Genomic DNA, 14631 nt, shown 5'->3' on the forward strand with positions numbered 1-14631 from the left:
CATCACAGATGCAAAGGAGCATAACTCACTTGGAACAATTCCGATTACCCAAAATAGCAATGCCCCAGCTACCGCTGCCGCAGGCTGTACAAGAAGTGCTTGCCGAAGCAGAGGAGAAGCTGGCACATCGCCCGAAGCTGTTGCAGCTGTTCAAGAATTGTTTTCCGAATACGCTGGAGACGACGACTAAACTGCTGGATGACGGAACCACCTTTGTGATTACCGGCGATATTCCGGCCTCCTGGCTGCGTGATTCAGTGGAGCAGGTAATTCAATACGTGCCTCTGGCCAAAAACGATCCCGATCTCCAGCGCATTATCGGAGGTCTTATCAAACGCCATATTCAGTATATTCATATCGATCCTTACGCCAATGCATTTAATGAGTCGGCCAATGACTGGCACTGGAACACTACGGATGTGACCGAGATGTCGCCATGGGTGTGGGAGCGTAAATTTGAGATTGATTCGTTATGTTTTGTCGTACGCCTCGCCTATACCTACTGGAAAGAGACGGGTCTGACTGATTTCTTCGACGCGGGGTTCAAGTCGGCCATGCGCCAGATCTTCGATTTGTTCAAAAGAGAGCAGCGGCATTTCGAGCAGTCTCCGTACCGGTTCAGCCGCAATAACGGCATTCCGGAAGATTCTCTGCGCAATAGCGGTCTCGGCATGCCGGTGAACTATACCGGAATGATCTGGTCGGGCTTCCGGTCCAGCGATGATGCCTGTGATTTCCACTACAACATTCCTGGCAATATGTTCGCTGTTGTCGCGCTGCGCCAGATGCAGGAATTCGCGGAGTGGGTCTTCCGCGACCTAGACTTCCTGGCTGAACTTAAAGAGTTGGAATTTGAAGTGGATCATGGCATCAAACTCTACGGCATTTATCGCCATCCGGAGTTTGGTCCGATTTATGCTTATGAGACCGATGGCTTCGGCAATTACTGCCTGATGGATGATGCGGGAACGCCCGGACTGATCTCCATTCCGTATCTGGGTTACGCTTCGGCGGATGATCCCATCTACCAGAACACCAGACGTTTCGCATTGAGCAAAGAAAATCCGTTCTATTACGAAGGCACAGCTGCCAAAGGGATCGGCAGTCCGCACACTCCGGAGAACTATATCTGGCACATGGCGTTGTCCATGCAGGGCATTACGGCTCAGACTGCCGAAGAGAAGCTGGAACTGATTGCGATGCTGGAAAGTACGGATGCCGGAACCGGATATATGCATGAAGGTTTCCATGTAAATGATCCTAGTGTATTTACCCGCAGCTGGTTTGCATGGTCTAACAGCTTATTTTCGCAGCTTGTCTATCGGGCGATGAAGGAAGGTATTCTGTGAGCGGGGGCCGTATCATCCTGTTCGCGGACCCGTCTTTTCCCGGGTATACCGCAGCGGGCGGACTGACCACAGAACAGGCACAGTCCATAGGATTACATCATACTGACTCTCCTGTTCATGCAGAACAGCTGGCCGAAACGCTGGACAGCGCCAAGGCCGGGGACTGCTTCGTTAGCTTCCATGCTCCATACTTCCCGAAGGAGGCTTGGCCTTCCATCGTCGCTTATTTGAGCAGAGGCGGCAGCTTGATCAGCATTGGGGGTGCCCCGTTTAAGCATCCAGTCCGCCTAGTCGCTGAAGAGTGGCGGATCGAAGCTGAGCAGACTGCCTATCACCGCCAGCTGCATATCCATGAAGCGCTGCGTGTGAGCAGCGCAGATCGCATACAGCAGCATGTTGCGCTTAGAGACATTCCGCTCTTCGTAGGTGATGAGCAGCTGCTGGCTCTGACGGATACCTGGAACCTGGTGCCGCATGTCACTAAAAGCAGTGACCTGCCGGAGCAGATGGGTTCCAGTGGACCTATGGACACGCGGATTTATCCGCTGCTTAAGGGCATTACCGCCGCCGGGCGGGAAGTTTCAGCTCCAGCTGTGCTGTGGGAGCATATCGGCGGGCCTTTTGCCGGTGGCCGCTGGATCTTCATCGGCCAACCGCTTACGCCTGATTTCTGGAATCAAGGCGGCACGGAAGCATTAACCCGCTGGGCAACTTTTGCCGCTCGGGGTGTAACAGAGCTGTGGCTGAAGCCTAACTATGCTTCTTATGAAGAAGGCGAGCGGCCGCTGCTGTTTATGCAGGGCCAGCGGCTAAGCCGCAGCCAATCGTCACCGACATCAGCGCAGTGGACCCTGAACATCACTCTGAGCAAAGACGGGGAGTCTATCCCATGTTTCACTCACGAGTGCAAGCTTGAGGTCAGTCGCGAGCTGAACTTCCTACGTGTACCGCTTGCTGTAGAAATTCAACCTGGTCTGTATCATCTTTCTTGCCATGCTGTATCTGAAGAAGGCGAAGTGCGGATGTTGCGTCAAGGCTTCTGGGGACATGACGTGGGCCTGTTATCGCAGGGGGAAGCGATTAAGGCTGGAAGAGATTATTTTATCAAAGACGGTCAGCCTTTGCCTGTTGTCGGCATGACTTATATGACCTCTGACGTAGCACGGAAGTTTCTATTCCTGCCAAATGCTGATGTCTGGGATCGGGATATGGCACAGATGCGGAAGGCAGGCATCAACTGGATTCGTACCGGCATCTGGACAGCCTACCGCAATATTATGCAGGTAGACGGCCATGCCTCGGAAGAAGTGCTGCGGGCGATTGATGCCTTTCTACTGACTGCGAAGCGGCATGGGCTGCAAGTTACCTTTACGTTCTTCTCCTTTACGCCGGAGACTTGGGAAGGGACGAATCCTTATCTCGATCCGCGCAGTGTAGAAGCGCAAAAACGGTTCATCCGCTCCATCGTCGCCCGGCATCGCACGACAACCCATGTCGATTGGGATCTGATCAATGAACCGTCAATGTTTGATCCGCCGCGGATTTTCTCGGACGGACCGAGCTCGGCGCGAGATAAATATGAACGCGCTGCTTTCTCTGCTTGGCTGGAGGAACGCCATGGTGATATAACTTCGCTGCAAGAGCGCTGGAATATGACGCCGCTGGAATTGCCGGATTTTGCGGCTGCACAACCTCCTGAGCAAGAAGAGATTAACTTCAGTGTGCAGGATATTCATTCCGGGAAGCGCGGCACGCGTTGGCTCGACTACTGCCTGTTCTCCATGGACATGCACAACGTATGGGCAAGGGAGCTTAGTGGCACTATCAAGGAACTCTGCCCAGATCATTTAGTGACTGTAGGGCAGGATGAGGCTTTGGGTGCTCAGCGGCCATCGCCGTTCTTTTATGAGCGCGATGTCGATTACACCACTGTTCACAGCTGGTGGTTGAATGACAATCTGCTTTGGGATGGGATTTTTGCCAAAACCCATCACAAACCGAACCTCATCCAGGAGACCGGCATCATGTATGTGGAGACGCCAGACGGACGGGCTAAACGCAGTGAGGAAGAATTGCGGGCCATGCTGGAGCGCAAATATGCCTATGCGTTTGCTTCTGGAGGTGCCGGGGCTGTGCAATGGATCTGGAACACGAACTTTTATATGGATAATGCCAATGAATCGCAGATCGGTGCGCTGCGGGCCGATGGGACTGAGAAGCCGGAAGCGGATGTGTCTTATGATTTTGGGCGGTTCATCGGCGAAGCCGGGGGGTTATTTGACGGGCGGAAGCTGGAAGAGATTTCCGTGGTTTTCCCTTACTCTAATGACTTCTCGAACCGGAAGCTTGCCTATGATGCGACTACTCGCCTGACACGGATCTTATCTTATCAGCTTCATTTGCCTTTCCGCGCCGTATCGGAATACGATCTGGCTCCGCTGGAGGTAGAGCCGGCTAAGTTGATTCTCCTGCCGAGTGTGCACAATCTGGATAATGACGCCCTTCAGCACTTGCTGGACATAGTGGAGCGTACAGGTGCCGTTCTGCTCATTACTGGAGCATTGGGTGTAGATGCATACTGGCAGCCTTCGGATCGTATGGACGCAATAGTAGGAGTCCGTAAACTTGGCAACATGCGCCGTGAGGAGCAGCTTCTATTGAACGGACGCAAGTTTGCCGTGTCCTACGGACAGAAGCGAATCGCGGAGCTAGTCAAAGAAACGCCAGCAAATGCAGATGTTGATTCGTCTAGCTCAGGAGGTGTAGGTGATCACCTCATCGAACGCCAGATTGGCACAGGTCGCCTGATCTGGTGCCCGCTACCTTTAGAACTGAATGACCGCGACGAGCCAATCGCCGCGCTCTACCAATATGCTGCACAAGCCGCAGGTATCGAAACCGAGCTGGAATGGATCAGCGGTGGAGACCTGCCAGGTGTGTACGGGCGAAAGCTTGCTTTTGCAGAAGGTTCATTGTATATCTTCGTATCTGAATACGCCTGGGATGCCGAACTTGAAGTAAAAGATCCTGCAACTGGAGCTCATTACTCATTTTTACTGGAGAAGGAACGTTCGGTGTTGTTTGCAGCTGATTCAGCGGGCAAGCTGGTAGCTGTCTATAGACCTGAAGAGGTTAACATTACGCTTAATAAATGCTGAAGAACTGAGGTGTACACACAGATGACCCACACAACAACCAAAACAGCCCATATCGTGTCCCATACTCACTGGGACCGTGAATGGTATTTGCCCTATGAGAAACACCACGTCCGTCTGGTTCAGCTGGTGGATGCATTGCTTGCCAAGCTGGACGGAGATTCCGCCTTCCGCAGTTTTTACCTCGATGGGCAAACCATTATTCTGGAGGATTATCTTCAGGTTCGGCCAGAGAACAAAGAGAAGCTGGAGCAGTATATCCGGGATGGACGAATCTTGATTGGACCTTGGTACATTTTGCAGGATGCGTTCCTGACGAGCGGTGAGGCAAATGTGCGGAATATGCAGATCGGCCATCAGGATGCCGAGAAATACGGCGAGCCTTCCAAAATCGGTTATTTTCCCGATACCTTTGGATTGGTCGGACAGACTCCGCAGCTGATGTTGCAGTCAGGGATTACGAATGCTTTTTTTGGACGCGGGGTGAAGCCTACGGGATTTAACAACACTGTATCGGATGCGGGTTATGAGTCCTCTTTCTCCGAGCTGATCTGGGAAGGGCCGGATGGATCCAAAATTCTCGGTATCCTATTTGCCAACTGGTATTCTAACGGCAATGAAGTTCCTGTAGAGGAAGGTGCGGCCCGGGAATTCTGGGAGCGTAAGCTTGCGGATGCAGAGAAGTATGCTTCAACGGGGGAGTTATTGTTCATGAACGGGTGCGACCACCAGCCTCTGCAATTGGATTTGCCGGAAGCTATCCGCACCGCCGAAAAGCTATACCCTGAAGTGAAGTTCGTGCATTCAAATTTCCCGGACTATCTGCAAGCCTTGGATCAGCAATTATCCTCGGATCAGCGGGAGCTCTCCACCGTTACAGGGGAACTGCGCAGTCAGCGCACAGACGGATGGGGCACCTTAGTGAACACAGCCTCAGCCCGGGTTTATTTGAAGCAGATGAACCAGCTGGGCCAGACTCTATTGGAAAAAGTAGCCGAGCCGCTGGCCTCCATCGCCCGCCTGTCCGGACAGGACTACCCACATCATCTATTCACCTATGCCTGGAAGACGCTGATGCAGAACCATCCGCATGACAGTATCTGTGGTTGTAGTGTGGATGAAGTGCATCGTGAGATGGTAACGCGTTTTGATAAAAGTCGGCATGTTGCCGAAAGCATCATAGATGACAGTGCTAAGTTTATCGCAGATCAAGTGGAGACTTCGGGCTTTTCCGCCTACGGGGAAGATGCAGTTCCTTTTGTAGTGATGAATACCACGGGGTGGAAGCGTACGGGAACGGTGACTATAGAGCTGGATGCTGAACGGTTATATCTGCGCGAGGGTTATCCGTTGGATGAGACCGCCCGCAGAATGTTGGCTGTTGATTTGTCCGGCCGGATTCTCGTCGATCACACAGGGGAGGAATTAGCGTCTACAGTGGAAGATCTAGGTTTAAGCTTTGGTTATGATCTGCCTGATGACCAATTCCGCCAGCCGTATATGTGCCGCAAGGTGAGACTTACTTTTGAAGCCCGCAATGTGCCTGCACTTGGACTCTGTACTTACGCTTGGGTACAATCAACTACGGAATCCGCTCAGGGAAGCTCTTTAATAGAAGGAGAGCGCAGCTTGGAGAATGCATCTCTCAAGGTAGTTGTTGCTGAGGATGGTTCATTTACGTTATTGGATAAGCATAGCGGTACCACTTATCGTGAGTTGGGGATTTACGAGAATACCGGAGACGTAGGCAATGAATACATGTACAAGCAGCCAGAAGGTGAACAAGCGCTGACGACCAAAGGCCAGCCTGGAGTCATTAAGGTGATTGAAGACTCTCCCTTCCGTGCGGCCATTGAGATCCGAATAGACTGGGAGATTCCGGCTTCGGCGGATGACACCTTGGAGGCGGAACAGCGTGCACTTGTGTATTATCCTGAGCGTAAAGCGCAGCGGAGTGTAAATACGGTGGTTTTGAAGCTTCGTACCGTCGTTTCGCTGGAGCGGGAAGGCAAAGGTGTGCATATTGAATCCACAATTAATAACCAAGCCAAGGATCACCGGGTGCGAATGCTGTTCCCTACCGATCTGTCTACCGATGTGCATCGTGTAGATTCTATGTTCGAAGTGGCTACGAGGGACAATAATCCGGCACCAGAATGGGCAAATCCGAGCAACACTCAACATCAGCAATCCTTTGTGGATGTCAGCAATGGCGATGTAGGACTTACGGTAGCCAACCAGGGATTGAACGAATATGAGGTTCTGCGGGATGGACGCAATACTATTGCCGTCACCCTGCTACGCAGCGTAGGGGAATTGGGGGATTGGGGTTGGTTCCCAACTCCGGAAGCTCAGTGCCTGGGTGAATATACAGCACAACTGGAGCTGATTCCTCATTCTGGTGAGGGAAGTGAACAGCGGGCATTTACAGAGGCCTATCAATTCCAGATCCCTTGGACGGTATGTCAGACCGGCCTGCATAGCGGGAAGTTGAAATCTGGATATACCCCATTGGTTTGGGAAGGAGACAACATGGCCTTCTCATCCATGAAAATGAACGGAACTTCAGGCGACTTGTTTTTGCGTTGGTACAATATGTCCGCTCAGCAGACACAACTGCAACTGAAAGTGAACAGTCCTCAAGAGTATTTATTTAAAAGCAATATCTTAGAGCAGCTTAACCCTGCTTTACAAGGAGCAACGTCTTCGGTTCACCACTTAGAGATAGGTCCATCTGAGATTGTAACTGTAGGTGCGAAATTAAGCTTCTAGGTAAAAAGATGCCCCGGCGCTTCCCTGCCGGGGCATCTTTTGATTTACTTTCTTCTATAAGACTTGTGCCAATCTTGAATGGCCTCTTGGCGGGAGGGAAATCTCATCTGGATCCAGTTGTTTGTTTCCCATTCATGAATCGCCTGCTGTTTAGTTTGGTAAAAGCTGTAGTCGCAAATGTTCCAGCTGTTATACAGTTTCTGATACCATTTCCCTTTAGGGATGTCGCCAGGGGAGCGGCGGACGGCTTTATTGGCTTGCTTTTTAGCCCATGAGGAACCGTGTTTCTGTTGGTCGCTGCACACGGGTTGCTTTTTCACACTTCTGCTCATTGATTCTCCAACCTCCTTTTAGAGGGAAGCTAGAGATCATGCAAGGTCTTTATATGAATCACCTCTTTGCCAAAAATAATGGAGTTGATACCTATGTATGAAGGGGACTTTGATGTTGAATAGATAGACGCGGAAAAGGGGAATGCGGTTGCGATACAATTGCGGAAAAGTATGTGTTTAGTTTTTTTAAAATAAAGCTTGCAATGAATCTCTATACATGATATATTCTAAGTCCGGCCAAGAAATACACATGCCGAGCTCGAAAAAGAAATTGAAAAAAGAGCTTGACATTAAATAGCCGAACATGATATAGTATAAGAGTTGCTGCTGAGACATTAAACGGCGCCAACGAGAACTTGATCTTTGAAAACTGAACAACGAGTGAGTAGGAAATCACGCAAGTGATATCCAAAATTAGAGAATTAATTTTCTCGTCAGATGTTTCAAAATGAGCATATCGCTCTTTTCAATACTAATTGGAGAGTTTGATCCTGGCTCAGGACGAACGCTGGCGGCGTGCCTAATACATGCAAGTCGAGCGGAGTTATTTTGAAAGCTTGCTTTCAAAATAACTTAGCGGCGGACGGGTGAGTAACACGTAGGCAACCTGCCCTTCAGACTGGGATAACTACCGGAAACGGTAGCTAATACCGGATAATTTCTTTTTTCTCCTGAGAGAAGAATGAAAGACGGAGCAATCTGTCACTGAGGGATGGGCCTGCGGCGCATTAGCTAGTTGGTGGGGTAACGGCCCACCAAGGCGACGATGCGTAGCCGACCTGAGAGGGTGAACGGCCACACTGGGACTGAGACACGGCCCAGACTCCTACGGGAGGCAGCAGTAGGGAATCTTCCGCAATGGGCGAAAGCCTGACGGAGCAACGCCGCGTGAGTGATGAAGGTTTTCGGATCGTAAAGCTCTGTTGCCAGGGAAGAACGTCCGGTAGAGTAACTGCTATCGGAGTGACGGTACCTGAGAAGAAAGCCCCGGCTAACTACGTGCCAGCAGCCGCGGTAATACGTAGGGGGCAAGCGTTGTCCGGAATTATTGGGCGTAAAGCGCGCGCAGGCGGCTATTTAAGTCTGGTGTTTAAACCTTGGGCTCAACCTGAGGTCGCACTGGAAACTGGGTGGCTTGAGTACAGAAGAGGAAAGTGGAATTCCACGTGTAGCGGTGAAATGCGTAGATATGTGGAGGAACACCAGTGGCGAAGGCGACTTTCTGGGCTGTAACTGACGCTGAGGCGCGAAAGCGTGGGGAGCAAACAGGATTAGATACCCTGGTAGTCCACGCCGTAAACGATGAGTGCTAGGTGTTAGGGGTTTCGATACCCTTGGTGCCGAAGTTAACACAGTAAGCACTCCGCCTGGGGAGTACGGTCGCAAGACTGAAACTCAAAGGAATTGACGGGGACCCGCACAAGCAGTGGAGTATGTGGTTTAATTCGAAGCAACGCGAAGAACCTTACCAGGTCTTGACATCCCTCTGAATCTGCTAGAGATAGCAGCGGCCTTCGGGACAGAGGAGACAGGTGGTGCATGGTTGTCGTCAGCTCGTGTCGTGAGATGTTGGGTTAAGTCCCGCAACGAGCGCAACCCTTAACTTTAGTTGCCAGCAGGTAATGCTGGGCACTCTAGAGTGACTGCCGGTGACAAACCGGAGGAAGGTGGGGATGACGTCAAATCATCATGCCCCTTATGACCTGGGCTACACACGTACTACAATGGCCGGTACAACGGGAAGCGAAGCCGCGAGGTGGAGCCAATCCCATCAAAGCCGGTCTCAGTTCGGATTGCAGGCTGCAACTCGCCTGCATGAAGTCGGAATTGCTAGTAATCGCGGATCAGCATGCCGCGGTGAATACGTTCCCGGGTCTTGTACACACCGCCCGTCACACCACGAGAGTTTACAACACCCGAAGTCGGTGGGGTAACCCGCAAGGGAGCCAGCCGCCGAAGGTGGGGTAGATGATTGGGGTGAAGTCGTAACAAGGTAGCCGTATCGGAAGGTGCGGCTGGATCACCTCCTTTCTATGGAGAATCGTTCTCTGCAATGAGAACATTCAAATCGGAAGCTTAGCTTCCAAAACTCAGGTTTAGGCCTGTTACTCACTCGTTGCTCAGTTTTGAGAGTTTAAGCTCTCAAGTAAGACTTGATCCTTGAAAACTGGATACCGAAACGAATTTGCGTTTTAGAACATCTTTTAGCAACTTGTGCAAACAAGTAAATGTTATTAGTGAGATTTTTCTTCGGAAGAATCAAGGTTAAGCTAATAAGAGCACACGGAGGATGCCTAGGCGCCAGGAGCCGACGAAGGACGTGGCGAACAACGAAACTGCCTCGGGGAGCTGTAAGCAAGCTTTGATCCGGGGGTGTCCGAATGGGGAAACCCAGCTGTGGTAATTCGCAGTTACTCATTTCTGAATACATAGGAAATGTAGAGGCAGACCAGGGGAACTGAAACATCTAAGTACCCTGAGGAAGAGAAAACAATAGTGATTCCGTCAGTAGCGGCGAGCGAACGCGGAACAGCCTAAACCAAGGGGCTTGCCTCTTGGGGTTGTGGGACGTCTCACATGGAGTTACAAAGGAATATGGTAGGTGAAGAGGTCTGGAAAGGCCCGCGATAGAGGTAAAAGCCCTGTAACCTAAACTGTGTTCTCTCCGAGACGGATCCCGAGTAGTGCGGGGCACGTGAAACCCCGTATGAATCCAGCAGGACCATCTGCTAAGGCTAAATACTACCTGGCGACCGATAGTGAAACAGTACCGTGAGGGAAAGGTGAAAAGCACCCCGGAAGGGGAGTGAAATAGAACCTGAAACCGTGTGCTTACAAAAAGTCAGAGCCCTATTAATGGGTGATGGCGTGCCTTTTGTAGAATGAACCGGCGAGTTACGTTTAACATGCAAGGTTAAGCCGAGAAGGTGGAGCCGCAGCGAAAGCGAGTCTGAATAGGGCGATTGAGTATGTGGACGTAGACCCGAAACCGTGTGATCTACCCCTGTCCAGGGTGAAGGTGCGGTAACACGCACTGGAGGCCCGAACCCACGTACGTTGAAAAGTGCGGGGATGAGGTGGGGGTAGCGGAGAAATTCCAATCGAACTCGGAGATAGCTGGTTCTCCCCGAAATAGCTTTAGGGCTAGCCTCGGTATAAGAGTAGTGGAGGTAGAGCACTGATTGGGTGCGGGGTCCGCAAGGATTACCAAGCTCAGTCAAACTCCGAATGCCATATACTTATTGCCGGGAGTCAGACAGTGAGTGCTAAGATCCATTGTCAAAAGGGAAACAGCCCAGACCATCAGCTAAGGTCCCCAAGTGTGTGTTAAGTGGGAAAGGATGTGGAGTTGCACAGACAACCAGGATGTTGGCTTAGAAGCAGCCACCATTGAAAGAGTGCGTAATAGCTCACTGGTCGAGTGACTCTGCGCCGAAAATGTAACGGGGCTAAACACACCACCGAAGCTATGGCTAGATACGTATGTATCTGGGGTAGGGGAGCGTTGTGTAGGGGTTGAAGGTGTACTGAAAAGAGCGCTGGACACTACACAAGTGAGAATGCCGGTATGAGTAACGAAAAGATCAGTGAGAATCTGATCCGCCGAAAGCCCAAGGTTTCCTGAGGAAGGCTCGTCCGCTCAGGGTAAGTCGGGACCTAAGGCGAGGCCGAAAGGCGTAGTCGAAGGACAACAGTTTGAAATTACTGTACCACCGTAATCCGCTATGAGCGATGGGGTGACGCAGGAGGGTAGTGACGCGGACTGATGGATGTCCGTCTAAGCAGTGAGGCTGATGTGTAGGCAAATCCGCACATCGATAAGGCTGGGCTGTGATGGGGAGCGAAAATTATAGTAGCGAAGGTCATGATCTCACACTGCCAAGAAAAGCCTCTAGCCAGGAGAAGGTGCCCGTACCGCAAACCGACACAGGTAGGCGAGAAGAGAATTCTAAGGCGCGCGGAAGAACTCTCGTTAAGGAACTCGGCAAAATGACCCCGTAACTTCGGGAGAAGGGGTGCCCCGGTAGTGTGAATAGCACGAGGGGGCCGCAGTGAAAAGGCCCAAGCGACTGTTTAGCAAAAACACAGGTCTGTGCGAAGCCGCAAGGCGAAGTATACGGGCTGACGCCTGCCCGGTGCTGGAAGGTTAAGGGGAGTGGTTAGGGGTAACCCGAAGCTATGAACCGAAGCCCCAGTAAACGGCGGCCGTAACTATAACGGTCCTAAGGTAGCGAAATTCCTTGTCAGGTAAATTCTGACCCGCACGAATGGCGTAACGACTTGGGCGCTGTCTCAACGAGAGATCCGGTGAAATTTTAATACCTGTGAAGATGCAGGTTACCCGCGACAAGACGGAAAGACCCCATGGAGCTTTACTGCAGCTTGATATTGAATTTGGGTACGATCTGTACAGGATAGGTGGGAGCCGTAGAAATCGGAGCGCAAGCTTCGGTGGAGGCGCCGTTGGGATACCACCCTGATCGTATCTAGGTTCTAACCTAGTACCCTTACCGGGTACGGGGACCGTGTCAGGCGGGCAGTTTGACTGGGGCGGTCGCCTCCTAAAGAGTAACGGAGGCGTTCCAAGGTTCCCTCAGAATGGTTGGAAATCATTCGCAGAGTGCAAAGGCATAAGGGAGCTTGACTGCGAGACCTACAAGTCGAGCAGGGACGAAAGTCGGACTTAGTGATCCGGTGGTACCGCATGGAAGGGCCATCGCTCAACGGATAAAAGCTACCCTGGGGATAACAGGCTTATCTCCCCCAAGAGTCCACATCGACGGGGAGGTTTGGCACCTCGATGTCGGCTCATCGCATCCTGGGGCTGAAGTAGGTCCCAAGGGTTGGGCTGTTCGCCCATTAAAGCGGTACGCGAGCTGGGTTCAGAACGTCGTGAGACAGTTCGGTCCCTATCTGTCGTGGGCGCAGGAAATTTGAGAGGAGCTGTCCTTAGTACGAGAGGACCGGGATGGACGTACCGCTGGTGCACCAGTTGTTCCGCCAGGAGCATGGCTGGGTAGCTACGTACGGACGGGATAAGCGCTGAAAGCATCTAAGCGTGAAGCCCCCCTCAAGATGAGATTTCCCAATTAGTAAGACCCCTTGAAGACGACGAGGTAGATAGGTTGGAGGTGGAAGTGCAGCAATGCATGGAGCTGACCAATACTAATCGGTCGAGGGCTTATCCTATACTTAGAATGCAGATTTGTTTCGGATTCAGTTTTCAGGCGATTAAGCCTGAGCATTTACGCTGTAAATGCCCGTTTGGTGGCGATAGCGGAGGGGTTCCACACGTACCCATCCCGAACACGACCGTTAAGCCCTCCAGCGCCGATGGTACTTGGACCGAAGGGTCCTGGGAGAGTAGGACGCCGCCAAGCGGACAACCACATTACCCGTGGTATTTTTTTTGCCCTTAATATTAATATGTCTTAGAAGGGCCTTTAGCTCAGCTGGTTAGAGCGCACCCCTGATAAGGGTGAGGTCGGTGGTTCGAGTCCACTAAGGCCCACCATATTCCCTGATAGCTCAGTTGGTAGAGCACTCGACTGTTAATCGAGTTGTCACAGGTTCGAGTCCTGTTCGGGGAGCCATTTATGGAGAGGTGTCCGAGTTTGGCCGAAGGAGCACGATTGGAAATCGTGTAGGCGCCACAAGCGTCTCGAGGGTTCGAATCCCTCTCTCTCCGCCATAAAAATTATTAGCATGGCCCGTTGGTCAAGGGGTTAAGACACCTCCCTTTCACGGAGGTAACATGGGTTCGAATCCCATACGGGTCATATCATGGAGGCTTAGCTCAGCTGGGAGAGCATCTGCCTTACAAGCAGAGGGTCGGGGGTTCGATCCCCTCAGCCTCCACCATATTATTTTCACTGACGCGGGGTGGAGCAGCCCGGTAGCTCGTCGGGCTCATAACCCGAAGGTCGCAGGTTCAAGTCCTGCCCCCGCAACCAATTTACTCTTATACATTATGTTTAGGGATAAGCTGGTATGGTGAAAATGAATAGTATATACTTATTAATGACGCGGGGTGGAGCAGCCCGGTAGCTCGTCGGGCTCATAACCCGAAGGCCGCAGGTTCAAATCCTGCCCCCGCAACCAATTTACACTTATGCATTATGTCTATGGAACCGTGGTGTAGTTGGCCTAACATGCCTGCCTGTCACGCAGGAGATCGCGGGTTCGAATCCCGTCGGTTCCGCCATTTAGTTAATTATTATTGGGGATTAGCCAAGCGGTAAGGCAACGGACTTTGACTCCGTCATGCATAGGTTCAAATCCTATATCCCCAGCCATTTATGAGAGCCATTAGCTCAGTTGGTAGAGCACCTGACTTTTAATCAGGGTGTCGAAGGTTCGAGTCCTTCATGGCTCACCATTTTCTTTAAAGTGTGCGCGTGTGGCGGAATTGGCAGACGCACCAGACTTAGGATCTGGCGTTTCACGACGTGGGGGTTCGAGTCCCTTCACGCGCACCATGTTTTTGCGGACGTGGCTCAGCGGTAGAGCATCGCCTTGCCAAGGCGAGGGTCGCGGGTTCGATTCCCGTCGTCCGCTCCATATAGATTTTGCGCCCTTAGCTCAGCTGGATAGAGCGTTTGACTACGAATCAAAAGGCCGGGAGTTCGAATCTCTCAGGGCGCGCCATTTTTATTACTAAGCAGTTATAGTATTGTTAACGGGATGTAGCTCAGCTTGGTAGAGCACCTGGTTTGGGACCAGGGGGTCGCATGTTCAAATCGTGTCATCCCGATTTTATACCTTTGCGGGTGTAGTTCAATGGTAGAACTTCAGCCTTCCAAGCTGATAGCGTGGGTTCGATTCCCATCACCCGCTTATAATGAGAAACACCTGCCGGTATTAGGCGGGTGTTTTTTTGTGTAACTAAGCATGTATGGATACAATAGAGACTAGAGATTTTTATTTAGGGAGGGACCTGTGTTAAAGGGAATTGGACATTCTTACGGAGACTTAAATAATAGAAACGCCCCCCTCCTTAATATAGGAAAGGGACGCTGCTGT

Annotated in this window: 4 protein-coding genes, 15 tRNA genes and 3 rRNA genes; 21 read left to right on the forward strand and 1 reads right to left on the reverse strand. The window is 51.5% G+C overall.

What is annotated here, in order from left to right:
• Positions 1-29 precede the first annotated feature (29 nt).
• The 3 genes from PODO_RS03920 to PODO_RS03930 are packed head-to-tail and all read left to right on the forward strand — an operon-like array spanning position 30 to position 7276.
• Positions 30-1349 carry a glycoside hydrolase family 125 protein gene (locus tag PODO_RS03920; protein WP_038568803.1) on the forward strand — a complete coding sequence of 440 codons (1320 nt, stop codon included), beginning with the start codon at positions 30-32 and terminating at the stop codon, positions 1347-1349.
• The gene (locus tag PODO_RS03925; RefSeq protein WP_038568804.1) at positions 1346-4507 is read left to right on the forward strand and encodes a beta-galactosidase; all 3162 of its coding nucleotides are present in this window, start codon (positions 1346-1348) and stop codon (positions 4505-4507) included. Before PODO_RS03920 ends, PODO_RS03925 begins: the two co-directional genes overlap by 4 nt.
• Before the next feature lie 21 nt (positions 4508-4528).
• The gene (locus PODO_RS03930) at positions 4529-7276 is read left to right on the forward strand and encodes an alpha-mannosidase (RefSeq protein ID WP_038568805.1); all 2748 of its coding nucleotides are present in this window, start codon (positions 4529-4531) and stop codon (positions 7274-7276) included.
• Between the two features lie 44 nt (positions 7277-7320).
• Here PODO_RS03930 and PODO_RS03935 read toward each other — a convergent pair whose 3' ends face one another.
• Positions 7321-7608, reverse strand: coding sequence for a hypothetical protein (locus tag PODO_RS03935; protein ID WP_036684938.1), 288 nt, complete (start codon positions 7606-7608; stop codon positions 7321-7323).
• Between the two features lie 473 nt (positions 7609-8081).
• Here PODO_RS03935 and PODO_RS03940 point away from each other — a divergent pair.
• From PODO_RS03940 to PODO_RS04025, 18 genes are all read left to right on the forward strand, one after another.
• A 16S ribosomal RNA gene (locus tag PODO_RS03940) occupies positions 8082-9639 on the forward strand.
• A 232-nt stretch (positions 9640-9871) separates the two neighbouring features.
• A 23S ribosomal RNA gene (locus PODO_RS03945) occupies positions 9872-12798 on the forward strand.
• A 74-nt stretch (positions 12799-12872) separates the two neighbouring features.
• Positions 12873-12989 (forward strand): 5S ribosomal RNA (gene rrf / locus PODO_RS03950).
• Together the 16S, 23S and 5S rRNA genes with 15 tRNA genes alongside form the textbook arrangement of a ribosomal RNA operon.
• A 57-nt stretch (positions 12990-13046) precedes the next feature.
• Positions 13047-13123: transfer RNA gene (locus PODO_RS03955), tRNA-Ile, on the forward strand.
• Positions 13124-13126: 3 nt separating this feature from the next.
• Positions 13127-13202: transfer RNA gene (locus PODO_RS03960), tRNA-Asn, on the forward strand.
• A 5-nt stretch (positions 13203-13207) separates the two neighbouring features.
• Positions 13208-13300 (forward strand) — tRNA-Ser (locus tag PODO_RS03965).
• 16 nt (positions 13301-13316) lie between these two features.
• A tRNA-Glu gene (locus PODO_RS03970) sits at positions 13317-13388 on the forward strand.
• A 6-nt stretch (positions 13389-13394) separates the two neighbouring features.
• Positions 13395-13470, forward strand: a tRNA-Val gene (locus PODO_RS03975).
• Positions 13471-13485: 15 nt separating this feature from the next.
• A tRNA-Met gene (locus PODO_RS03980) sits at positions 13486-13562 on the forward strand.
• Between the two features lie 71 nt (positions 13563-13633).
• A tRNA-Met gene (locus PODO_RS03985) sits at positions 13634-13710 on the forward strand.
• A gap of 25 nt (positions 13711-13735) precedes the next feature.
• Positions 13736-13813: transfer RNA gene (locus PODO_RS03990), tRNA-Asp, on the forward strand.
• 16 nt (positions 13814-13829) lie between these two features.
• Positions 13830-13904: transfer RNA gene (locus tag PODO_RS03995), tRNA-Gln, on the forward strand.
• A 7-nt stretch (positions 13905-13911) separates the two neighbouring features.
• Positions 13912-13987, forward strand: a tRNA-Lys gene (locus PODO_RS04000).
• A 15-nt stretch (positions 13988-14002) separates the two neighbouring features.
• Positions 14003-14087 (forward strand) — tRNA-Leu (locus PODO_RS04005).
• Positions 14088-14094: 7 nt separating this feature from the next.
• Positions 14095-14169 (forward strand) — tRNA-Gly (locus PODO_RS04010).
• Positions 14170-14179: 10 nt separating this feature from the next.
• A tRNA-Arg gene (locus tag PODO_RS04015) sits at positions 14180-14256 on the forward strand.
• A gap of 32 nt (positions 14257-14288) precedes the next feature.
• Positions 14289-14362, forward strand: a tRNA-Pro gene (locus tag PODO_RS04020).
• 12 nt (positions 14363-14374) lie between these two features.
• Positions 14375-14445 (forward strand) — tRNA-Gly (locus tag PODO_RS04025).
• Positions 14446-14631 lie beyond the last annotated feature (186 nt).

This window comes from Paenibacillus odorifer (assembly GCF_000758725.1).
Lineage (GTDB): Bacteria > Bacillota > Bacilli > Paenibacillales > Paenibacillaceae > Paenibacillus_AQ > Paenibacillus_AQ odorifer.